Annotated in this window: 18 protein-coding genes and 1 pseudogene; 7 read left to right on the plus strand and 12 right to left on the minus strand. The window is 68.6% G+C overall.

The window, feature by feature from the left end:
• Positions 1–116: 116 nt before the first annotated feature.
• From ACYVF6_RS42290 to ACYVF6_RS42340, 11 genes and pseudogenes are all read right to left on the minus strand, one after another.
• Positions 117–1,193 (minus strand): FKBP-type peptidyl-prolyl cis-trans isomerase, encoded by a 1,077-nt coding sequence (locus tag ACYVF6_RS42290; RefSeq protein WP_460531354.1) that lies wholly within the window; start codon positions 1,191–1,193, stop codon positions 117–119.
• A gap of 134 nt (positions 1,194–1,327) precedes the next feature.
• Complete coding sequence (gene pafA, locus ACYVF6_RS42295) at positions 1,328–2,689, minus strand: Pup--protein ligase (protein ID WP_460531357.1); 1,362 nt, start codon at positions 2,687–2,689, stop codon at positions 1,328–1,330.
• 131 nt (positions 2,690–2,820) lie between these two features.
• Positions 2,821–3,642 carry a proteasome subunit alpha gene (prcA, locus tag ACYVF6_RS42300; RefSeq protein ID WP_460531360.1) on the minus strand — a complete coding sequence of 274 codons (822 nt, stop codon included), beginning with the start codon at positions 3,640–3,642 and terminating at the stop codon, positions 2,821–2,823.
• On the minus strand, positions 3,639–4,484 hold the full coding sequence (gene prcB, locus ACYVF6_RS42305) for a proteasome subunit beta (RefSeq protein WP_460531364.1): 846 nt from the start codon (positions 4,482–4,484) through the stop codon (positions 3,639–3,641). Before prcB ends, prcA begins: the two co-directional genes overlap by 4 nt.
• Positions 4,481–4,645 (minus strand): endonuclease domain-containing protein, encoded by a 165-nt coding sequence (locus ACYVF6_RS42310; RefSeq protein WP_460531367.1) that lies wholly within the window; start codon positions 4,643–4,645, stop codon positions 4,481–4,483. Before ACYVF6_RS42310 ends, prcB begins: the two co-directional genes overlap by 4 nt.
• 62 nt (positions 4,646–4,707) lie before the next feature.
• Positions 4,708–4,920, minus strand: coding sequence for a ubiquitin-like protein Pup (locus tag ACYVF6_RS42315; RefSeq protein ID WP_460531370.1), 213 nt, complete (start codon positions 4,918–4,920; stop codon positions 4,708–4,710).
• A 248-nt stretch (positions 4,921–5,168) separates the two neighbouring features.
• A complete protein-coding gene (dop, locus tag ACYVF6_RS42320; protein WP_460531373.1) occupies positions 5,169–6,683 on the minus strand; it encodes a depupylase/deamidase Dop in 1,515 nt (504 codons plus the stop codon).
• 129 nt (positions 6,684–6,812) lie between these two features.
• Positions 6,813–8,006: a BTAD domain-containing putative transcriptional regulator gene (locus ACYVF6_RS42325; RefSeq protein WP_460531376.1), complete on the minus strand. Its 1,194-nt coding sequence runs from the start codon at positions 8,004–8,006 to the stop codon at positions 6,813–6,815.
• Between the two features lie 179 nt (positions 8,007–8,185).
• Entirely contained in the window at positions 8,186–9,937 is a 1,752-nt protein-coding gene (gene arc / locus ACYVF6_RS42330; RefSeq protein WP_460531379.1) for a proteasome ATPase, read from the minus strand.
• A 157-nt stretch (positions 9,938–10,094) separates the two neighbouring features.
• Positions 10,095–10,973, minus strand: a pseudogene (locus ACYVF6_RS42335) (tRNA (adenine-N1)-methyltransferase); the annotation flags it as partial.
• 224 nt (positions 10,974–11,197) lie between these two features.
• Positions 11,198–12,364, minus strand: a complete 1,167-nt coding sequence (locus ACYVF6_RS42340; RefSeq protein WP_460531382.1) for a site-2 protease family protein — start codon at positions 12,362–12,364, stop codon at positions 11,198–11,200.
• 104 nt (positions 12,365–12,468) lie between these two features.
• Here ACYVF6_RS42340 and ACYVF6_RS42345 point away from each other — a divergent pair, with 104 nt between their 5' ends.
• The 7 genes from ACYVF6_RS42345 to ACYVF6_RS42375 all read left to right on the plus strand — a co-directional run bounded on the left by ACYVF6_RS42345 (position 12,469) and on the right by ACYVF6_RS42375 (position 22,167).
• Complete coding sequence (locus tag ACYVF6_RS42345; protein ID WP_460531385.1) at positions 12,469–13,389, plus strand: RecB family exonuclease; 921 nt, start codon at positions 12,469–12,471, stop codon at positions 13,387–13,389.
• A gap of 169 nt (positions 13,390–13,558) precedes the next feature.
• Positions 13,559–14,851: a sensor histidine kinase gene (locus ACYVF6_RS42350; RefSeq protein WP_460531388.1), complete on the plus strand. Its 1,293-nt coding sequence runs from the start codon at positions 13,559–13,561 to the stop codon at positions 14,849–14,851.
• The gene (locus ACYVF6_RS42355) at positions 14,848–15,549 is read left to right on the plus strand and encodes a transcriptional regulator (RefSeq protein WP_460531391.1); all 702 of its coding nucleotides are present in this window, start codon (positions 14,848–14,850) and stop codon (positions 15,547–15,549) included. The genes ACYVF6_RS42350 and ACYVF6_RS42355 overlap by 4 nt, the downstream gene beginning before the upstream one ends.
• A gap of 191 nt (positions 15,550–15,740) precedes the next feature.
• Entirely contained in the window at positions 15,741–16,442 is a 702-nt protein-coding gene (locus ACYVF6_RS42360) for a hypothetical protein (RefSeq protein ID WP_460531394.1), read from the plus strand.
• Positions 16,443–16,461: 19 nt separating this feature from the next.
• Positions 16,462–17,718 carry a copper amine oxidase gene (locus tag ACYVF6_RS42365; protein WP_460531397.1) on the plus strand — a complete coding sequence of 419 codons (1,257 nt, stop codon included), beginning with the start codon at positions 16,462–16,464 and terminating at the stop codon, positions 17,716–17,718.
• A 150-nt stretch (positions 17,719–17,868) separates the two neighbouring features.
• A complete protein-coding gene (locus tag ACYVF6_RS42370; protein WP_460531400.1) occupies positions 17,869–19,047 on the plus strand; it encodes a hypothetical protein in 1,179 nt (392 codons plus the stop codon).
• Positions 19,048–19,068: 21 nt separating this feature from the next.
• Positions 19,069–22,167, plus strand: coding sequence for a WD40 repeat domain-containing protein (locus tag ACYVF6_RS42375; RefSeq protein WP_460531403.1), 3,099 nt, complete (start codon positions 19,069–19,071; stop codon positions 22,165–22,167).
• 4 nt (positions 22,168–22,171) lie between these two features.
• Here the strand turns inward: ACYVF6_RS42375 and ACYVF6_RS42380 are convergent, their stop codons facing one another.
• Positions 22,172–23,173 carry a trypsin-like serine peptidase gene (locus ACYVF6_RS42380; RefSeq protein WP_460531407.1) on the minus strand — a complete coding sequence of 334 codons (1,002 nt, stop codon included), beginning with the start codon at positions 23,171–23,173 and terminating at the stop codon, positions 22,172–22,174.
• Positions 23,174–23,297 lie beyond the last annotated feature (124 nt).

Raw genomic sequence — 23,297 nt, forward strand, 5'->3', positions numbered from 1 at the left:
GAGGAGGACCGCGCGTACTTCCACGCACATGCTGCCGCCGGCCGGCACGCCGAGACGCTGGTCAGCGTCTGAGGCGTGCCGGCCGGCGGCCGGTGAGCTTGCTTGGGTCCTGCGATCTAGGCGACGCCGAGGATGTCGACGACGAACACGATCGTGTCGGACTTCTTCACGTCGGTGCCCTGGAGGTCCTGGCCGAAGCCCTTGTCCGGCGGGATCACGATCTCGACCCGGCTACCGGCCTTCGCGCCCACCAGGCCTTCGAGCAGGCCCTTGACGCCGAGCCGGTCGAGCGGCAGGACGTAGGGCTGGCCCTTCTGCCAGCTCGACTCGATCACCTTGCAGGTGCGCCAGTTGCTGCCGACCATGTGGACCGCGACGGTCGAGTCCTTCGTCACCGCGGCGCCACTGCCCTCGACCAGCGCCTGCTTCTTCAGCTGCTTCGGCGGGTCGGTCTGCGGGACCATGATGATGCTCGGCTGCTTCTTGGCGTCGAGCTTCAGCGACGGCATGCCGCTGGCCGGCTTGACTTCCTTGCCCACCGCCGTGGCGGTCGGCTTCATCATCAGGTCGACGACGAACAGGAGGCTGTCGCCCTTCTTGATGCCGGCCTGCTCGTTGCCGTCGGCGTAACCGTCCTTCGACGCGATCGAGATCAGCACACGGTCGCCGACCTTCTTGCCGATCAGGCCGTCGAGGAAGCCCTTGATCAGCGCACCGTCCTGCAGCGTGAAGATCGCCGGGCTCCGGCCCTCGGCCCAGGAGGTGTCGAACTCCTTGCCGTCACGGGCGTTGATACCGACGTAGTTCACGACAACCGCGTCGTTCTTCGCGATCTTCTCGCCCTTGCCGGCGGAGATCACCTTCGACTCGGTCTGAGCCGCTTTGTACGGCTTGTCGAACTTCAGGGTCGGCTTCTTGCTGGCCGCGCCGCTCACCGTCACCGAGTCGATCGTGCTGTCGACCCGGGTGGGCAGCTGGGCGGGGTTCTGTGCTCGTTTTTGGGCAGGAGCCTGCGCCCGCTGAGCCGCTCCAGCGCCGTTGCCAGGCTGCGGAGACGCGGCCGCCGTGTCGCACGGGTTGGCCGCCGTCTTCTTGGCCTTGGGGTCGGATGTCTTCTCTGCTGCTCCCGAGCCGCAGGCCGCGGCTGCGAGCAGAAGAGCTGGGGCCACCACGATGGCCAGGGCTCGACGCACGGAAGGTCACCTCTGGATGGACTTTTGGGGGTACGGCAGGGCTGTGATGGGGGAACTGAGCGCCCACCATAGCCGCCGAACCTCAATGTACGAAACAGGCCCCGCGACAGCACAACGAGTGAGGTCGGCAGCCGTTACATGCTGGCGATGAGCTTCTCCACGCGCTCGTCGACGCTGCGGAACGGATCCTTGCACAACACGGTGCGCTGCGCCTGGTCGTTGAGCTTCAGGTGCACCCAGTCGACGGTGAAGTCGCGACGGCGCTCCTGCGCGCGCTTGATGAACTCGCCGCGCAACCGCGCCCGGGTGGTCTGCGGCGGCACCGACTTGGCCTCGAACACCTCGAGATCCTTGGTCAGCCGCTTCACCAGGCCGCGCCGCTCCATGAGGTAGTAGAGGCCACGGGTGCGGTGGATGTCGTGGTAAGCCAGGTCGAGCTGCGCCACCCGCGGGCTGTTGAGCGTGAGGTTGTGCTTCTCGCGGTAGCGCTCGATCAGGCGGTATTTCACCACCCAGTCGATCTCCTGGTCGACCAGCGACAGGTCGCCGGACTCCACGGCCTTCAGGCCGCGCTCCCACAGGTCGAGCACCTGGCTCACGATCGGCGTCGCGAGGCCGCGGCGCTCCACGAAGTCGGCGGCCTTGCTGAAGTATTCCTGCTGGATGTCGAGCGCACTGGCCTCGCGGCCGTCGGCGAGCCGGACCTTACGGCGACCGGTGAGGTCGTGAGAGATCTCACGGATCGCGCGGATCGGGTTTTCGAGCGTGAGGTTGCGCAACGGAAGACCCGCTTCGACCATGCGCAGCACGAGGTCGGTCGTGCCGAGCTTGAGCATCGTCGTCGACTCGCACATGTTGGAGTCGCCGACGATGACGTGCAGCCGGCGGTAGCGCTCGGCGTCGGCGTGTGGCTCGTCCCGCGTGTTGATGATCGGGCGTGACCGGGTGGTGGCCGACGACACGCCCTCCCAGATGTGCTCGGCCCGCTGGCTGACGGCGTAGACCGCGCCGCGCGGGGTTTGCAGCACCTTGCCGGCGCCGCAGACGATCTGCCGCGACACCAGGAACGGGATCAGCACATCGGCCAGCCGCGAGAACTCGCCATGGCGGCTGACCAGGTAGTTTTCGTGGCAGCCGTAGGAGTTGCCGGCGGAGTCGGTGTTGTTCTTGAAGAGGTAGACGTCGCCCGCGATGCCTTCCTCACGCAGCCTGCGCTCGGCGTCGACCAGCAGCCCTTCGAGGATCCGCTCCCCCGCCTTGTCGTGCGTCACCAGGTCGGTGATCGAGTCGCACTCGGGCGTGGCGTACTCCGGGTGGCTCCCGACATCGAGATAGAGCCGGGCGCCGTTGCGCAGGAACACATTGCTGCTGCGTCCCCACGACACGACCCGGCGGAAGAGATAACGGGCCACCTCGTCGGGTGACAGTCGTCGCTGGCCCCGAAACGTGCACGTAACGCCGTACTCGTTCTCCAGGCCAAAGATGCGGCGGTCCATGCCAACCACACTATGCCGCGCTGACGAGGACGGGCGAGAAAAACCTCCGGCACGCAAGGGATTGTGGCCAGACTGTTCGTCTCGGTCGCCGCCATGGCTGCTCGTACCGGCGCCCGGCGAGGTGGGTGGAGTCACTGGCTGTCCTGCCCGGGCTGGTCGGGATCCTCGATGTCCGGCATGTCGTCGATCGCGTCACCCTCGGGAGCGGCAGGCGGCTCGGCCGACGTCTCCGCGGTTGGTTCGGAATCCGAACCAGCTTCGGGCGTGAGCAACCGGGCCAAAGCCTCGCCGCGTAGCCGACGGAACTTGCGCTTCTGAGTGCGGGTGCGGTCGAGCACCGCGACCTCGAGCTGGCCGGACTCGAGCGTGCGGTTGCCGTTGTTGTCCTGACCGAGAGCCTCGGCCGCGAGCCGCAGCGCCGGTCCCAGCGCGAGCCCTTGCTCGTAACGGGATTCGACGAACGTGTTGATCTGGTCGGCCGCGCCGCCCATCACCGTGAAGCCACGCTCCTGGCTGACCGCGCCGTGGAACGCCACGAGGTAGAGCTCGTCGTCCTCGGGCGCGGCGCCGACCTCGGCGATCGCGAGCTGCACTTCGTAGGGCTTCTCACCAGCAGCCGAGAAGATCGTTCCGAGCGCGGCAGCGAAGCGGTTGGCCAGCATGCGCGCGCTCACGTCGACTCGGTCGTATTGGTAGCCGGTCATGTCGGCCATCCGGATACCGGCCTGGCGGAGGTTTTCGTACTCGTTGTAACGACCGGCGGCCGCGAAGCCGATCTTGTCGTAGATCTCGCTCACCTTGTGCAACGCCGGCGAGGGGTTCTCCGCCACGAACAGGAGGCCGCCGTCGTACTGCAGGACGATGACGCTGCGAGCCTGCGCGATGCCCTGCCGGGCGTAGTCGGCCCGGTCGCGCATCTGCTGCTCGGGCGAGACGTAGAAAGGCATCGTCATCGGGCTGTACCTTCCTCGCCGTTGCCGCGGTTGCCGTTGGTGGGGAACACGGGTGCGGTCGGGCCGTCGGGCCGTCGGCTCCGGCCGTCGAGCATCTGGGTGACGATCGCTTCTACCTCGTCATCTGGGTGGAGGTGGTAGCCGTCGGCGTCGACGGTGGCCACGAGGGGGTAGATCTTGCGGAAGACGTCCGGCCCACCGGTCGCGGAGTCGTCCTCGGCGGCGTCGTAGAGCGCCTGGACGCACGCGGCGATGGCTTCTTCCTCGCCGGCGTCCTCGCGGTAGAGCTTCTTCAGCGAGCCGCGGGCGAACAGCGAACCCGAGCCGATGGAGTGGAACGCGCGCTCTTCGTAACGGCCACCCGTGACGTCGTAGGAGAAGATCCGGCCGTGGCCGGCTTCCTCGTCGTAGCCGGCGAACAGCGGGACGACGGCGAGGCCCTGCATGGCCATGCCGAGGTTGCCGCGCAGCAGCAGGCTCAGGCGGTTGGCCTTGCCGTCGAGCGACAGCAGGACACCCTCGATCTTCTCGTAGTGCTCGAGTTCGACCTGGAACAGGCGTATCAGGTCCGCACCCATGCCGGCGGCGCCGGCGTAGGCGATCGCGGAGAACTCGTCGGCGGGGAAGACCTTCTCGACGTCGCGCACGGCGATCATGCTGCCCGCGGTCGCGCGCCGGTCGCCGGCCATCACCACGCCACCGGAGTAGCACGACGACACGATGGTGGTTCCGTGCGGCACCTCGTCAGTCACGCGGGTCGCCGGCGGCGTGCCGCTGCCGGGCAGCAGGTCAGGCGCATACGACGCGAGGAAGTCGGCAAAAGATGAGGTCCCGGGCGTCAAGAAAGCTGCGGGTATCGCTCCAGGACGGACTTGATCGGCGGCCACACGTCCCCTTCCAAATAGCTGGCGGCCCGGCGCATCCGCACCGGGTCGTCGCCAAAGTTACCGATGGCGCTGTTACAGCTGAAACACAGGAGGGTGCGGCGTCGGGCCCGCACCATGTATTCGACGCAACCTCGTGCGTCGTTCAGAACACCGTTGTTCCAAACCGGACATCTGGTGACTATTCTCCGCCCTTTTGCACGAATCCCCGGACAAACTCCTCGGAGTTGGACTCGAGGGTCTCGTCGATTTCGTCAAGCAGGGCGTCGACATCCTCGTCCAGGGCTGCCTTGCGGGCCTGGGCGTCCTCGTCGGTCTGGACGTCGGTCAGCTCTTCTTCTTCGGAGCTCTTGCGCGGGTTGCGCTGCTGCTGTCCACCATCTCGTGCGGTCATGTCTCCCACCCATCCATCTGTGCCCGTCGCCTGGGCCAGGGCCGGACCAGTCCGTACGGGCGCCGGTCACCGGCACCCACTAAAGGACCTTACAAGTGCGCACCGACGCTGTGGAGCTACCCACGCGGCCAGTTTGCACACACTTGGTCAACGATTGGGCGTCGGAAGAAAATGCCTGGTCGGAGCGGCAATCTCGGCGTTCGCGCAGCGCGAACTACCAGGGCCGCAAGTGGTCCGGCCGGACGGCCTCAGCCGCCGGTGATGGCGCGGACCAGCTCCTCGGCCGTACGGCAGCGGTCGAGCAGGTCGCCGACGTGGGCCTGGGTGCCGCGCAGCGGCTCCAGGGTCGGCACCCGCTGCAGCGAGTCGTAGCCCGGCAGGTCGAAGATGACGGAGTCCCACGACGCCGCCGCCACCTGGTCGGCGTACTGCGCGAGGCACCGGCCGCGGAAGTAGGCCCGCGTGTCGGTCGGCGGGCGCAGGATCGCCGCCTGCACCTCTTCCTCGCTGACCAGCCGCTTCATCCGGCCGCGCTCGACGAGCTTCTGGTAGAGGCCGCGCTCGGCCCGCATGTCGGTGTATTGCAGGTCGATCAGCTGCAGCTTCGAGTGGCTCCAGTCGAGACCGTCGCGCTGGCGGTACTGCTCGAGCAGCGACAGCTTCGCCACCCAGTCGAGCTCGTCGGACAACGACATCGGGTCGGACTCGAGCCGGGTCAGCACCGACTCCCAGCGGTCCAGCACCTCACGGGTCTCGGGGTCGACGTCGGCGCCCATGCGGTCCTCGACGAACTTGCGCGCCTGCTCGAGGTATTCCATCTGCACCTGCAGCGCGGTGAGCTTGCGTCCGCTCTTCAACGTCACGAGGTGCTTCAGGCTCGGGTCGCGCGAGACGTCGTGCAGCTCGGTGACCGGGTGGTCCATCACCAGGTCGACGGTGCCGAGCGCGTCGGCCTCGATCATCGCCAGCACCAGCGAGGTGGTGCCGACCTTGAGGTAGGTCGAGATCTCCGCGAGGTTGGCGTCGCCGATGATGACGTGCAGCCGGCGGTACTTGTCGGCGTCGGCGTGCGGCTCGTCACGTGTGTTGATGATCGGACGCTTCAGCGTCGTCTCCAGGCCGACCTCGACCTCGAAGAAGTCGGCGCGCTGGCTGATCTGGAAGCCGTGCTTGCTGCCGTCCTGGCCGATGCTCACCCGGCCGGCACCACAGACCACCTGCCGCGTCACGAAGAACGGCGTGAGGTGTTTCACGATGTCGGCGAACGGCGTCGCGCGGTTCATGAGGTAGTTCTCATGACAGCCGTAGGACGCGCCCTTGCTGTCGGTGTTGTTCTTGTAGAGCAGGATCGGCGTCGTGAGCGGTGGTTCGCCGGCCCGCCTGGCCGCCTCGGCCATGATCCGCTCGCCGGCCTTGTCCCAGATCACCACGTCACGGGGGTTGGTGACCTCCGGCGAGGAGTATTCGGGGTGCGCGTGGTCGACGTAGAGCCGCGCACCGTTGGTGAGGATCGCGTTGGCCAGGCCCACGTCCTCGTCGGTCAGCTGGCTCTCGTCGGCGAGCTCTCGCGCGAGGTCGAAGCCGCGCGCGTCACGCAGCGGGTTCTCCTCCTCGAAGTCCCACCGGGCCCGGCGTGAACGCATCACCTGTCCGGCGTAGGCGTTCACGACCTGAGACGAGGACAGCATCGGGTTGACCGTTGGCTGGCCGGCAACCGAAATGCCGTATTCGGTTTCGATGCCCATCACTCGTCGCACGCCCATGTTCCCCGAGCCTACGCGGTCTGTGTCGATACCGGACTGCGACGCCACGATCAATCACCGAGTTGCGCCTGGCGTGCCAGGCAGCGGTACGGCCGGCCGGCTGGCGGAGATGGCCGGTGGCCGATCCGTTCACTGTTCGCCGAGGACGCGGCGTACGGCGTCGGCCGGGTTCTCCGCCGGCTGGACACCTGGCACGGGACCGCCGGACCGGTCGAGGATCGTCCAACCGCCGAGCTGCACAACGGGAAGATCGTCGGCCTGCTTGGCCGCTGCCACCTGCGCGAGCGCGTACCAGGAGCCGCTGACCGCGATCACGGCATCGATCCGGCCCGGCCCGTTGCCGCAGGCAGTGATCGCCGCGCCGCCGGCCGCCCGTGCGCTCGTGACCGCTGCCTGGCCGACCTCGTCGTCCCGGCCGACGACGGCGGCACCGCGGGCCGCGATCAGCCGGCCCAGCTCCGCTCCGGTACGACGTTCGTGCTCGGTGCCGGAACGCGGTCCGCACACCAGCACCCGGACCGTTCCCGGCAGGTCCTGCTCCACGAACGGTCGCGCACCGATGGCCGGATCGCGGCGCAGCACCGCCTGCTGCAAGGCCCGCAGGTCGGGGCTCGGCTCCAGCCCCAGCGTGTCGCGGAACGTCGCACGGGCCTGGGCGTAAGCACCGAGTGCGGCCGCGATGTCGCCGAAGCGATAGAGCGCCAGCACGAGCAGCCGCCACGGCAGCTCGCGCAGCGGGTGTTCGGCGAGATAGGAGCGCAGGTCGGCGACCAGCTCGGCGTACTCGTCACGGTGCCGGTCGCGCGCGGCGAGCTCGAGCCTCAGCTCGAAACAGGTCTCGGTCACTGTGGCGTACCGCTCGCCGAGCGCGACCGAGGCCGCGGCGAGTGTCGGCCCGCGGTTGACGCCCAGGAGCGGTGTGCCGCGCCACAACGTCCTGGCGCGTCCGTAGCGCTCCAGAGCGGCCACAGCGCGGCCGTCGAGGTGTGCCCGTCTGCCTTCCCGGCAGAGCCGGTCGAACTCGGCGGCGTCGAGCCTGTCGCCGTTCAGCTGGAGCCGGTAGCCGGCCGGTTCGGTCACGACCCTGCCGCTCTCGCCTTCGAAGACGACCTTGCGGAGGTGGGCGGCGTAGGTCCGGAGATTCGGCAGCGCGGAACGTGGTGGCTCGTGCTCCCACAGCTCGCCGAGCAGGCGCCGCGACGAGACCACCCGGCCGGACTCGAGCAGGAGCATGGCAAGCAGAGCCTGCGGCTTGCGCGCGGTCAAGGGCACCTCGCGGCCGTGGCGGGTCACGACCAGCGAACCCAGCAGCTTGAACTCCACCTCGGCATCGAAACCCGGCGCGCTATACGCACGCTAAATCGCCGCTATGCGTGCGGTGTTCGCGAGCGCGCTATACGTGCGCCGGATGCGCCGCGGCGCCGGTCCGGAACACGAGGTCCGGCCGGCGCCGCGGTGAACCGGCCACCCGGCCGGCTCGATGTTTTGGGGTCTGGAGGTGTCTAGAGGTATTGGCCGGTGTTGGCGACCGTGTCGATCGAGCGGCCGGCTTCGGCGCCTTCCTTGCCCTGGATGAGCGTACGGATGAACACGATCCGCTCGCCCTTCTTACCGGAGATCCGCGCCCAGTCGTCGGGGTTGGTGGTGTTGGGCAGGTCCTCGTTCTCCTTGAACTCGTCGACGCAGGCCTGCAGGAGGTGCTGGACGCGCACGCCCTTCTGGTTCTGGCCGAGGAAGTCCTTGATCGCCATCTTCTTGGCCCGGCTGACGATGTTTTCGATCATCGCGCCGGAGTTGAAGTCCTTGAAGTAGAGAACTTCCTTGTCGCCGTTGGCGTAGGTGACTTCGAGGAACCGGTTGTCGTCGATCTCGGAGTACATCCGCTCGACTGTGCGCTGGATCATGCCGGTGACGCACGCCTCGCGGCTGTTGCCGAACTCGGCGAGGTCGTCGGCGTGCAGCGGCAGCTCGGACACGAGGAACTTGGAGAAGATGTCGCGCGCGGACTCGGCGTCCGGGCGGTCGATCTTGATCTTCACGTCGAGCCGGCCCGGCCGCAGGATCGCCGGGTCGATCATGTCTTCGCGGTTGGAGGCGCCGATGACGATGACGTTCTCCAGGCCTTCGACACCGTCGATCTCGCTGAGCAGCTGCGGAACGATGGTGTTCTCGACGTCGGAGGACACGCCCGAACCGCGGGTGCGGAACAGGGAGTCCATCTCGTCGAAGAACACGATGACCGGCGTGCCCTCGCTGGCCTTCTCACGGGCCCGCTGGAAGACCAGCCGGATGTGCCGCTCGGTCTCTCCGACGTACTTGTTGAGCAGCTCCGGACCTTTGATGTTGAGGAAGTAGCTCTTGCCCTCGCTCTGGCCGGTGCGGGCCGCGACCTGCTTGGCCAGGGAGTTGGCGACCGCCTTGGCGATCAGCGTCTTGCCGCAGCCGGGCGGGCCGTAGAGCAGCACGCCCTTGGGGGCCTTCAGCTGGTGCTCGCGGAACAGATCGGCGTGGAGGTACGGCAGCTCGACCGCGTCTCGGATCTGTTCGATCTGACGCATCAGACCACCGATGTCTTCGTAACGGATGTCCGGCACCTCTTCGAGGATCAGCTCCTCGACCTCGGTCTTCGGGATCCGTTCGTAGACAAAGCCGGAACGTGACTCGAACAGCAGCGAGTCGCCGGCCCGGATCGGCGAGCCGACCAGCGGCTCGGCGAGCCGCGCGATCCGCTCGTCGTCGGTGTGCCCGATGACAAGCGCACGCTGGCCGTCCTCGAGCACCTCCTTGAGCATGACAACCTCGCCCACTTCTTCATAGCCAAGCGCGCGGACGACGTTGAACGACTCGTTGAGCATGACCTCCTGGCCGGGACGCATGGCGTCCAGGTCGATGGACGGGCTCACGGTGACGCGCAGCTTGCGGCCACCGGTGTAGACGTCCACCGTGTCATCCTCGGCGCGCTGAATGAAGATGCCGAAGCCTGCCGGCGGCTGTGCGAGCCGGTCGACCTCCTCCTTCAGAGCGACAATCTGCTCGCGGGCCTCCCGCAGCGTGGACGCCAGCCGCTCGTTCTGAGCGGTGACGTTGGACAGCATCGCCTGGGTCTCGGCTAGTCGCTGCTCCAGCTGTCGGTTCTCCCTGGGCTGCTCGGCGAGGCGCCGGCGCAGGGCGGCGATCTCCTCTTCGAGAAAGGTGATCTGGTTGGCAAGCTCGGCCGGCGAGCGCGCTCCTCGTCTGTCATCGTGTGCGGGCACGTCGGTCACCTCCCCAGTCCTTGTGAGGTCCGCAGATCCGGAGTCTGGACTGCGCGTCCTCTTTCCTCTTCGACCCTATATCGCTCAGCCACTTTCGGGTCACTCTCCCAAGCCATCACGTCACATTCCGATGGAATAACGAACTTCTCACTTCCGTCTACTCCCGCTGCGTGGCGGGATCGGTCTCGCCGGCAGGACGTGGACCGGTGTAGTCCTCGCCGTAGGCTCCGGGAGCCGGCCGGCGGCGCCGGATCGGCAGCACCGTGCCCTCGGCGAGTCGCCGTGACGTCACCAGGAAGCCGGTGTGCCCGACCATCCGGTGATCCGGGCGTACGGCTAGCCCTTCCACGTGCCAGGTGCGAACTAACGTCTCGGACGACATTGGTTCGGTGAACCCGCCATGCGCCCGCAAGGTTTCCACGATGCGGCCAAGTTGTGTGGTCGTAGCAACGTAACAACACAGCACACCTCCCGGCACCAGCGCCCGCGCCACCCAGTCGACACACTCCCAGGGTGAGAGCATGTCGAGCACGATCCGGTCGACGTCGCCCTCGGCCACGCCGTCGACGACATCGCCCACCTCGAGCTGCCAGGCCGGAGGCGGGCCTCCGAAGAACTGCTCCACATTCTTTCTGGCAATCTTCGCGAAATCATCCCGTCTTTCGTACGACCGGACCTGGCCATTCGGTCCGACCGCGCGCAGCAACGAGCAGGTCAGCCCGCCCGACCCGGCGCCGGCCTCGACGACGGTCGCGCCCGGGAAGATGTCGGCCGACATCAGGATCTGGCCTTGATCCTTGGGGTAGATCACGGTCGCACCGCGCGGCATGCCGACGATGTAGTCGTTGAGCAGCGGGCGCAAGGCGAGGTAGCCGATGCCACCGCTGGACATCACCACGACACCCTCCGGCTGCCCGATCAGATCATCGAGCGCCACCCCACCGCGATGGGTGTGGAAGATCTTCCCGGCTTCGAGCGTCACCAGATGACGCCTACCCTTCGGGTCTTCCAGGCGCACCTGTTCTCCGGCCGACAGCGGACGGATCACAGGCGTGTCGGACTTGCCATCCGCAGGATCTTCGGCCTCGCCGAGCTCTGGAGCTTCGGGGGTGGAGTCGGGGGTCGGTTCGCTGGCGTCTGGCTGGACGTCGTGATCGTCGGTCTCGTTCGCAGGCACGGCGGGAAGCATAAGGGCCTGCTCCCCCAGCCGACCGGAACGGCTCGCCGCCGTGAGCTACGCCCGGGAGTCAGGCCCTGGAGTCAGGCCCGGGAGAAGGCACCGTCGACGTCCCGGCTGGACAGCACGCCATAGATACTGCCGTCGGGCTCGACCAGGAGATATTCCGTGGCCGGCGTGCCGCCCATCGCGCGGACGAGGTCCTCGCCACGCAGCTCGGCCGACAGCACCAGGCCGGTCTCCAGCCGCCTCGCGACGTCGCCGACCAGGATCCACGGCCGGCGCTGCTCGGGAGTGGCGACCACGGCCGCCTCGTTGACCAGCGCGGTCGGGCGGCCGTCGTTGTCGACGACCACGATCGCGCCCGCGTCGGACAGCTCGGCCCGCCGGATCGCCTCCGACAGCGGCAGGTCGCTCGGCACGGGCAGCCCGCGGCGGGCCAGCTCGCGGGCCTTCAGAGCGGGAAGCTTGCGCCGGATCTTCGCCGTGACCAGGGCCTGGGTCGACCCGGCCCACAGGAACGTCGCGATCAGGATGCTCCAGATGATCGTCACGAGGTTGGGTGTGCCGTCGTTCCCGGCGAGCAACACCCAGGGCAACAGGATCACCAGCACCGCGACGCCGCGGCCGGCCCAGCCGGCGACCTGCGAGCCGACGTGCGGCCGCTTGGTCACCACCCACACTCCCGCGCGCAGCATGCGGCCACCGTCGAGCGGCAGGCCCGGCAACAGGTTGAAGACGCCGACCAGCAGGTTGGCGCCGGCCAGCAGTTCGCCCGCCAGCTCGAGCAACGCCGGCATCTCGAACGCGAGGGTGGCCGCCCCGGCACCGAGGCCGAGGCCGAGCGAGGTGAGCGGCCCGACGACGGCCACGGCGAACTCGCGCCAGGGTGTCTCCGGCTCGCGTTCGATCTCCGACACACCGCCGAGGAACTGCACCGTTATCGCCCGGACCGGCAGGCCGAACCGCTTGGCGACCAGGACGTGGGAGATCTCGTGCACCAGCACCGAGCCGTAGAGGAGGATCGCGAACACCAACCCGGCGACGTACGACCAACGGCCGAGCTCGGGCACTCGTTCCTGCAGACTCGGGCTGAGGTACCACGCGATCAGGAGCGCGACCACGAACCAGGACAGGTTCACATAAACGGGCACGCCGACGATCCGCCCGATGCGCAGCGCACCGAGACGGGGCGGCCCAACGCGCCTTCGGGCACCCTGGTCCCGCTGCTCTTGCGAGTCCTGGCTCATACACGTCCTTCCGGGGAGTGACCCAACGTTACTTGGTCACGCTGGGATCACTTGGTTCAACGCTGTTCACCGTGCTGTCGGTGCCCTCCCCTACGCTGCCAGCTATGACGACTTCGGAGGCCGGGACCACGCCGGACACCGAGACCGGAGCTGACACCTTCGTTCCGATCGGTGTGCTGTCGCCGTCGCGGGCCAGCGACTTCCTCACCTGCCCGCTGCGCTACCGCTTCCGTGTGATCGACAAGATCCCCGAACGACCCAGCCCGGAGGCCGCCAGGGGCACGGTGGTCCATGCCGTGCTGGAGCGGCTGTTCGACCTGCCCGCGGCACAGCGCACCCGGCAGGAGGCCGGGACCCTGCTCGAGCCGCAGTGGACGCAGCTGCTCCAGTCCGAGCCCGACCTGGCCGAGCTGTTCGAGGCCGACGGCGAGCAGGCCGACCGGTTCTTCACAGCGGCACGAGACCTGCTCGACACCTACTTCACGCTGGAGGATCCGCAGCGCCTGGAGCCGGCCGAGCGGGAGACCTACGTCGAGTGCGACCTCGAGTCAGGGCTCCGGCTGCGGGGCTACATCGACCGGCTCGACGTCGCACCCGGCGGTGCGATCCGGGTGGTCGACTACAAAACAGGGAAGGCGCCGCGGGAGGCCTACGAGCAGCGGGCACTGTTCCAGATGCGCTTCTACGCTCTGGTGCTGTGGCGCCTGCGTTCGGTGGTGCCGTCCGTCCTCCGGCTGGTCTATCTGGGCAACGGGCAGGTGCTCGAATACCGGCCGGACGAGTCCGACCTGCTGGCCACCGAGCGAAAGCTCGCCGCGATCTGGACCGCGATCGACCGGGCGCACACGACCGGCGAGTGGCGGGCGAGCCCCGGCCCTCTGTGCGACTGGTGCGATCACAAGGCGCTGTGCCCGGCGTGGGGTGGCACGCCACCACCGCTGCCGGCGACCGACCCGCGGGTCGCCGAGGAGGCCGACGCCAACGGCGACGCGCCGTCGACGCACACGTCGGTGGTCGACATCTGACCAGCGGCGCAGTCTGCTCGCGCAGGGATCGCCACGTTGATCGGATCGTGCCCATCCGCGGGACGACCCCCCAAACCGCCGCGGCATGCCGCACACTGGTCCCGTAGGAGGAGCCACAATCCCCACCAGGGATGACCACCCACCACACACCGGCGCCTACGCTGTGCGTGTGCACGTTTGGCGTAACCCCTGGCAGTGGCTCCGTGCGCATCCCTACACCGCTGACGGCCTGCTGGCCTCCGCCGCCACGATCGTCAACCTCCTCGGCATGACCGCCACCGACTATGCCGGCTATAGCCTTCGCGGCCCGGATGCGCTCGCCGTCGCGCTGGCCGTCGTCGGCGCCGCGCCACTGGTGCTGCGCCGCCGGTTCCCCGTCAGTGTTCTCCTGGCGGTCGCCGGCGCCTACTTCGCCCAGGGCTTCCTCGACTACAACAGTGCGGCCGGCGGCGTCGTCGTGCTGTTCGCCACGTACACCCTCGGTGCCTACGCTCCGGTCTGGTCCGGTCTGCTGCTCGTGGTCGTCCAGGCAGCGGCCTCGATCGCCTACCTCTTCGCCAAGGCCGAGCTGGTCAAGACCGTCGGCCTCGAGCTCACGCCGGTCATCCTGCTGCTCGTCGCCGCCCAGTTCCCCGGCGTCTGGATCATCGGCCGGACTCTGAGGGCACGCCGCCGCTATCTCGCCGAGCTCGAGAACCGCGCCGAGCGGCTCGAACGTACGGCGGCGGTGGAGGTCCGGGTGGCTCTGGCCGAGGAACGCGCTCGGGTGGCCCGCGAGCTGCACGACGTCGTCGCCCACCACGTCAGCGTGATGACGGTCCAGGCCGCGGCCGCCAGGCGCACCCTCAATCGCGACCCCGATCGCAGCTCCGAAGCCATGCGCGCGGTCGAGGACACCGGCCGCGCCGCACTGGACGAGATGCGCCGCATCGTCGGTGCCCTGCGAACCGCCGACCGGTCGGCCGACCGCGCCTCGGACGGCTCCGACGAGAGCACCGAGCCCGACGCCGACGTGCTCTCGCCGCAGGCAGGCGTCGCCGAGCTGCCGCCCCTCCTCGAACGCGCCCGTGAAGCCGGCCTCGAGGTCGAGCTCACCGTCCTCGGCGAGAGCCGCAGGCTCCCGGCCAGCATCGACCTGGCGATCTACCGTGTCGTCCAGGAAGCACTCACCAACACCCTCAAGCACGCCGGCCCGACCCGGGCTCGCGTCATGCTCCGGTACGAGCCGGACGCGGTCACGGTGGCCGTCACCGACGACGGCGGCCGGCGTACGTTCACCCAACGGACGGCTCCGGGTGCGGCGGCCGCGGCGGCGAACGGCGCGAGCTCCGGCCACGGGCTGATCGGCATGCGCGAACGCGTCAGTCTCAACGGCGGTACGTTGCGAACCGGGCCGCGAGCGGCCGGAGGGTTCCAGGTTTCGGCTCGGATGCCGATAGAGAGCATGGCGAAGGACCATTGAACGAGAACGCGCCAACACCTCCGAACGAGCCGGTCCGGGTGCTCCTGGCCGACGACCAGCCCTTGCTGCGTACGGGATTCCGGATGATCCTGGAGTCCGAGCCCGACATCGTGATCGTCGGCGAGGCGGGTGACGGCCGCGCCGCGGTGCAGGAGGCGCGAGCCCTGCAGCCCGATGTCGTGCTGATGGACATCCGGATGCCGCACCTCGACGGCGTGGAAGCCACCCGGCAGATCACCGGCACCGACCGGGGCAGCACGATCAAGGTGCTCGTGCTGACGACGTTCGATCTCGACGAATACATCATCGCCGCGTTGAAAGCCGGTGCGTCCGGGTTCCTGCTGAAGGACGTTCCACCCGACGACCTGGTGGAGGCGATCCACATCGTCGCGCGCGGCGAGTCGGTGGTGGCGCCGACGGTCACGCGCCGGCTGCTCGACAAGTTCGCCGGCACGCTGACCGTCACCGACAGCGCGGCCGACGAACGGCTGGGCAGCCTGACCGAACGCGAGCGGGAAGTGCTGCAGCTGATGGCCCGCGGGCTGTCGAACGGCGAGATCGCCGCCAAGCTGTTCGTCTCGGAGACGACGGTCAAGACGCACGTGGGCAACGTGCTGTCGAAACTGAACCTGCGCGACCGCGTGCAGGCCGTGGTCTACGCCTACGAGAGCGGCCTGGTCCGCCCGGGTGGGGGCTAACTCCGGCGCGCTGTCGAATACGAATTACCACAACCCTGGCCGAGACCCCAGAAGCCACGGCCCAGAAGTGATTCCGGCCGTCGAGCAACCTTTTCTTGCCCCCGCCACGTCCTCCCCACACAACCTCGTTCCAGACGGCTGCGCGGAGGGCGCGGCCGCGGCAGGTGATGGGCTAAAGGGGGCTACAAGCCATGCCAAAACGCCGGTTCGTCGTGCTCGCGATCGGCTGTGCGATCCTCGCGATCTGCGGAATCGCCTTCTACAACACGCTTTTCCATACCCGTTCCGCCGACGCCAGACCCGTGCCACCGGGCACCGGGCTGGATCCGCTGAGCAGCTCCGAACAGAGCAAGGCCTCCGTACTGGCGAAGTCCGGGCTTCCGGAGTCACTCGTCGCACCGGCGAGGACGGATGTCCTCTACTCGCAGGTGCACGAGGCCGACAAGGGCACCGACCTGCTTCGCAGCGCACGCAGGGCGGACGTCTATCTCTACGACTACTCCCGTGACCGCGCGCTGCACCGCGTCGTCAACCTCGACTCGGGCAAGGTGGAGTCGACCGGCGTCGTCAGCGGGCAGCCGTCGGCAACGGCCGCGGAGGCCCGGCGGGCCGCCGAGCTCGTCCTTTCGAACGACCGGCTCGGACCGCTGCTGCGCGAGGACTTCCGGCGCACGACCAGCAAGCAGCTGACGTCAGCCAGGCAGCTGCGAACGCAGGCACTGATCTTCCGCGCGCCCCAGGCCGCCGGCGCGAAGAACGCGTCCGACGTCGCCGCCTGCGGCAAGCACCGCTGTGTCTTCGTCTTCATGCAGCTGCCGAGCAGCGAATGGGTCGACACCACGCGCCTGGTCGCCGACCTGTCGGCCGGCCGCGTCCACGTCCTTTCCTGGTAGTCGAGGGGAATCGGAAGCCATGAGATACCGCGGTATCGGCGTCGTCCTGCTGGCGCTCGCCGTCCTCGCCACGCTCGTCGGCGTGGCCAACACCCAGGCCCAGGCAGCGGAAACCCTGCTGCCCTGTTCGAACGCGTACCGGATCGACCGCAAGCTGCCCAATGGTGCCCGCTGGCAGATGTGCTGGCAGCTGCGGCAGGAAGAAGGGCTCACGCTGTCCCACGTCACCTACACACCACGTGGCGGGGTTCCGCAGCTCGTGCTGGCCAACGCCGGCATCGCCGCGCTGCACGTGCCGTACGACCAGGGCCAGCCCCGGTTCAACGACATCGGCGGGCTCGGCGAGGTGATCGGGCTGACCAAGACCGACTGCCCCGGCGGAGAGATCCGTGCCCACCACGGCGTCCGGGCGGTCTGCCTGATCACGAACAAGCGCGGGCTCGCCTATCGCGACCAGGACTGGGACTGGGACGAGGAGACCGAGGAGCCGCAGGTCACCGACAAGGCCTTGCAGGGCAACGACTTCGCGGTGTTCGCGATCAGTCAGATCGGCTGGTACACCTACGTCACGGAGTACCGCTTCTCCGACGACGGCACGATCACACCGCGGCTCGGCGCGACCGGCTCGCTGCCGGGTGACTCCATCGAGGTCGAGGATCGCAAGCAGGCTTGGCCGATCGGCGTCCGCTCGAGCCGGTTCTCGCCCAACCACAGCCACCTGGCGTACTGGCGGCTCGACTTCGACGTCAACGGGCCGAAGGACGATGTCGTCGAGCAGTACGACTTCACCGGCAACGGCACGCGGAAGATCTCGATGCATCGCAAGGTCTACGGCAAGGAGGGTGCGGCCACGATCCAGCCGATGCGGTGGTGGCGGGTCGTCGATCCCAAACAGCGCAACAGCGACCTGCACGCCAAGTCGTGGGAGATCGTGAACGACCAGAGCTCGCAGGTACGCGGCCCGGCCGCCGAGAGCTGGTCACACAACGACATGTACGTCACGCAGCGCAAGAAGTGCGAGACCCTCGTCGAGGACAACGGCGGCGAGAGCCCGAACTGCGCGACGTCGGTCGACAAGTTCGTCAACGGCGAGCGGGTCACCGACCCGGTGCTGTGGGTCGGCGTCTCGTTCCACCACGTTCCCCGCGACGAGGACGAGGATCCGATGCCGATGCACTGGCAGGGCTTCTCGATCGTGCCGCGCGATGTCACGGCCTCCAGCCCGCTGCCCGGCTCGCGGCCGACGGCCGGCACGTTGAGCCACCAGCACAACTGAGGCCGCCGGAACAGTCGGCGAAAAGTTCCTTCGCCGTAGCCCGGTGCGCTGGCAACTAGCTGCCAGTGCACTGGGCTACGGAGCTCCATCCGCTCACCATGCAGGGAGCAGGCGGTTTCCTCCTACGCAGGCCTGGCCCTTGGAGCTCACATGGTGCGACTCGCCCCGGCACGTAAACAGCTCGTGATCGCCGCGGCGGCGGCCGCGGCGTTCGGCGGCATGGTGGCCGCCGCACCGTCGGCGAACGCGGCGACCCAGCTCACCGCGTCGAACTTCCGGCTGCAGAAGACCGCCGACTCACCTGTGATCGCCGGCCTGGACGCGCTGCTGCCCAACGTGTCGGTGCCGACCGTGGTCGGCGACGGCAACCGGGTCGCCACCAGGTGCACGCCGTCGGCCAGCAACGTCGTGATCGGCTTCTGCTGGAACTCCGGCGACGCCGGCACACCCGACTGGTACCCGCAGGGAGTCACGACCACCGCCGACGCCTACACCGAGGGCACCTACGAAGGCTCCACCGCCGTCGTCGTCAGCTGGTACGACCACCTCGAGGACAGCATCGACAAGGGCGTGCGGCTGTCGTTCGTCGACTGGTCGAACACCGCGTCCCCGACCTACCGGCACGTCCTGCTGGTCGAGCCCTACACCGACAGCGCCGGCCGCCCGAACTTCCGCCCGGTCAACGTCCACGCCGGCGGCATGTTCTGGTACGGCTACTACCTCTACGTCGCCGACACCTCCAACGGCTTCAGGGTGTTCGACCTGCGGCACCTCTGGCAGGTCACGACCGGCAACGAGAGCCTGATCGGCCGCCAGCCCGACGGCACGTACCAGGCGTTCAACTACAAGTACGTGCTCCCCCAGTCGTTCCGCTACCTGCGCTCGACGGCCGGCGGGTACACCAACCTGACGTTCTCGTTCGCCTCGCTCGACCGGTCCAGCACGCCGGACAGCGTGGTCGTCGGGGAGTATGCCAACCCCGGCAGCGGAACCCGGCTCGTGCGGTTCCCGATCGACTACACCAACCGCCTGCTGACCACGAGCTCCGACGGCTACGCGCACGGGACGCAGGCCTACCAGGTCGACGTGACCAGCATGCAGGGCGCGGTCTCGATCAACAACAAGTACCTGCTGTCGACCAGCGACGGCGACAGCAACAAGGGCGACCTCGGGGAGTTCACGCCTGGTGGATCGGTCGTGATGAACACCGACGTGCTGGCGATCGGCCCGGAGGACTTCTCCTACTGGCCCGACCGTGGCCAGGTGTGGACGGCATCAGAGCATCCGAACCAGCGCAACGTCTACGCGTTCCGTGCCTCCGCCTACTAAAACCCCCATACGCTTGGGGACATGCGGATATCGGTGCGGGGATGGTTGATACTGGCAGGAGCAGTCGTCGGACTGCTCCTGCTTTATCTGCTGGTCTTTCCCGGCGCCGGCTGGATCGCCCGCTACGACGTCACGCACGGCGGCACCGCACCGCCCGACATCGATCAGGTCCGCGGCCGGCTGCTGCAGGCCGTCGGCGGCCTGCTCGCGCTGATTCCCTTGTACTACACGGCTCGCAACTACCAGCTCTCCCTGCAGGCGCAGCTGACCGAGCGTTACACCCAGGCCGTCCAGCAGCTCGGCTCGCCTGAGGAGTCCGTACGCGTCGGTGGTGTGCACGGCCTGGCCCGGATCGCGCACGACTCGCGCCGCGACTACGCCGCCGTGATCGAGGTGCTGTCGACGTTCGTCCGGCGGCAGTCGCGGGCACTGCCCCCGGCCGGCCGGCTGCCCGCCGATGTCGCCGCGGCGCTCAAGGTCGTGCTCGACCGCGACCGGCACAAGGCACCTGAGCCGCTGCAGCTGCACGGTGCCGTACTGCCGGGCGCCGACCTCACAGGTGCGGACCTCACCGCCGCGAACCTGCACGACGTCGATCTCTCCGACGCGCGACTGGACGGCGCGAACCTGACCGAGGCGAACCTCGGCAACGCCAACCTGGCCGGAGCCTCGCTGACCGGTGCCGAGATCGCGTACGCCGACCTCACCGGCGCGGACCTCAGCAAGGCCGACCTCACCGACGCCGTGCTGCGTTCGGTCAGCGTCGAGGGCGCACTGTTCGTCAACGCGAAGCTCATCCGTACCCTCATCGAGGGCACCGACATGGTCGGCCGGCGCTGGCTGTCGCAGACCATCGACCAGACCACGGCCGACGAGGAACACCAACGCCAGCAGGCGTTGCAGCAGGCCAAGCGCGCACCGCGCGAGCACATCAGCCTGCAGGTCGCGCCCGCCACGGTCGGCCCCGCCAAGGGCGTCGCGCACGGACCCCTGTCGGTTCCGCTCGCCTACAGCCCGGACGGCCGGTCGCTCGCGATCGGCTGCGAGGACGGCGGAATCGTGGTGTGCGACACCGACAGCGGCCGGGCGCTGCGCACGTTGCGCGGGCACGCGCAGAAGGTCTACGGCATCGTCTACTCCCCCGACGGCTCGACCCTCGCCTCCGCCAGCGACGACGGCACGATCCGGTTGCTCGACGCGCGCACGGGCCGGCTGCGGCAGGTGCTGGCCGGGTACGACGAGTGGGCCTGGCCGTTGGCGTTCTCGCCGGACGGCTCGCTGATCGCCGCGGGTGACCGGGCCGGGCGGCTCTGGATCTGGGACACCCAGCGCGGGCTGACACTCGCGACGCGGGAGGACGCCGAGGGATACCTGCTGGCGTTGTCGTTCTGTCCCGACGGCGAGCTGCTGGTGGCCGGCGACGCGGGCGGTGGCGTACGCCTGTGTGACGCGCACACCGGCGAGCCGCGGCACACGTTCGCGGAAAGGCACGACGGCGGCGTGACTGCTCTGGCCGTCACACCGGAGTTCCTGGCGACCGGCTCCGGCGGCGGCCTGGTCCGGATGTGGGGTCTGTCGCGGGGATACCCGTTGCGCCGGGAGATCCCGGCACACCGGCGGCCGGTGCTGGCGCTGGCGGTCAACAGCGACGCCACGCACATCGCGACCGGCGGCTCCGACGGCTCGATCAAGCTCTGGGACAGCCGTACGGGCGCGTTGCGCAGCACGCTCAACGAGCACAGCGACGCCGTTCGCTGGCTGGGCTTCGCGCCGTCCGGTACGGAGGAGCTCTGCTCGGCGAGCGCCGACGGCACCGTACGCACCTGGGACCCGCGTGACGGGCGGCCGCTCGAGGTCTTTCCCGCGACGTCGGCGCCGGTCCGGGCCGTCGCCTACTGCCCGGCCAGGCACGCGCAGGTCGCGACACTCGGCCTGGACGAGAGCGTACGGCTGTGGAGCCGCGACGGCGGGCACGAGCTCGCGACACTCAGCGGGCATCAGCGGCGGGTCTACAAGCTGGAGTTCGACCAGGCGTCCGAACGACTCGTCGCCGGCACGAACACCGGCGAGGTCTGGGTCTGGAACCTCGAGCAGGGCAGGCTCCTGCACCGGCTGACCGGCGGCGACGTGCGGTTCCTGAACCAGGTCGCGGTCAGCCCGGACGCGTCCACGATCGCGGCGACCGGGGGCACCGGCATCGTCTACCGCTGGAACGCCCGGACCGGTCGGGCGGTCGAACAGCTCATCGTCGACCCGACCGAATCGTTCGTATGGGGTGTGACGTACAGCCCGGACGGGCAGACGATCGCGACCGCCAACGACGACGACACGGTGAAGCTGTGGCAGGTGACGGGCGGGCTGCGCAAGGCCGAGCTGCTCGGACATGTCAACCGGGTAAGGGCTCTGACATTCAGCCCGGCCGGCGACCTGATCGCGACCGCTGCCGACGACCGCACCGTGCGGTTGTGGAATCCGCAGACCGGCCTGGAGGTCCGGCAGCTGCTCGGGCACGGCGACCGGGTCTACGTACTCGCGTTCAGCCGGGACGGTCGCAAGCTCGCCACCGCAAGCGAGGACCGCACGATCCGGCTCTGGGACGTCGCGACCGGCTCACTGCGGCTGGAGATCGGCGCGGCGCACGCGGCCGGCCTGTCGGCGGTCTCGTTCAACGCCGACGGCACTGTGCTGGCCAGCGCCGGCTACGACGGTCGCGTGCGGCTGTGGGACCTCGAGACCGGGCAGCGGCTGCACGACGTACGCGGGCACGGCCGGCGTACGTCGTCGGCGATCTACAGCCCGGACGGCCGCCTGCTCGCGACCGCGGGCGAGGACGGCGCGATCCGGCTGTGGCAGGTCGAGGGCAAGGAGCATCCGGAGCTCTGGCTCACGTTGCTGACGTTCCCGGACGGCTGGGCCTCGGTGTCGCCGGACGGCGCGTACAAGTTCGACGGCGAGGTGGAGGACGAGTTCTGGTACGCGATCGACCTGCACCGCTTCGAACCCGGCGAGCTCGACCAGGTGCTGCCGGGGATGCAGCTGCTGCCTGAGGATGCCGGCTATCCGAGCGTGGGCGGCCCACCCGAGACCGGACGGACCACCCACGACATCGGCATCGGCTGAGCGCTCAGCTCGCCTGCGCGCGGTTGTAGAGGTTCTGGGCGTCCGCCCCGAAGTACGGTCCGAACATGTACCCAGGCAGGAAGTTGTAGCCGAAGCTGTTCACCGACGCCTGCACGCCGGTGCCGCTGGACTCGCTGAACCGCAGGAACCACGGTCCGCCGCTGGAACCACCGGTCATGTCGCACGCCATGCCGTGGTCCGTGCTGAGCAGGAAGTCGGTGAAGGTGGATCCGCTGCAGTAGATGAGCTTCGTACCGTCGTACGGGTCGGCCGCGGGATAGCCGAAGGTGTACATGCTCTGGTTGCGTGCCTGGTTGAACGCGATGCCCTGCGCACCGACCACGTCGGTGAGGCTCTGACCGTTCAGCTGGTTGACCACGCCGACGCCGACGTCGTAGTTGAGGTCCTCCGAAGCCTGCCACTGCGGCGTGGTCAGCGTCGCCTTCGCGGTCCAGGTGCCGAACGGACGGCTGCCGTTGTCGTAGCCCGGAACGAACACCCAGTTGGTGTGCCAGGTGCCTTGGTACTTCACGCAGTGCCCGGCCGTGACGACGACGCTCTTGTTGGTGCTGGTGACCGCGTCACCGGAACACGAGGCGTTCTGCCCGTTGAAGACGAAGAACACGCGACCGGCGGTCTTCGTCACCGCACCTGCGCCCGTCCACGGCCCGCCGGACTCCGGGAACGCCTGCGGCGTCACGCCACCGAGCAGCTTCGAGGCTGTGCCTTCGATGACCGACGGCTCGCCGGCGGCCACGTTCGCGCGTTCGACGGATTTCCTGCTGACCAGGCGTTCCATCGGAATCGCACTGCGCATGCGGTCGCTCGTCCAGTACGCCGAGACGCTCTGCTGCGCGCTGGAGGAGGTCGCCGCGTCCCGTTTCGCCGGTCCCGGTGCCGCCTGTGCCGAGGTCGTTGTCGCCGCTGACGCCATGACGAGCGCGATGCCGGCCAGGACGGCACCGCCCAGCCGGCCATACCTGCCAGATCTCCCTGATTTGCCCATGTGCATCCCCTACCTGATGAGTTGGGCCGAAGTCGCTGACCGTGGTCCCACGACTCCCGCCCGCACCGATAGGCGAAAGCTACGTGACAGTTCCCTTACCCGTCATCGGTTTGGCCACTTTTGC

It is taken from the genome of Flindersiella endophytica (genome assembly GCF_054779015.1).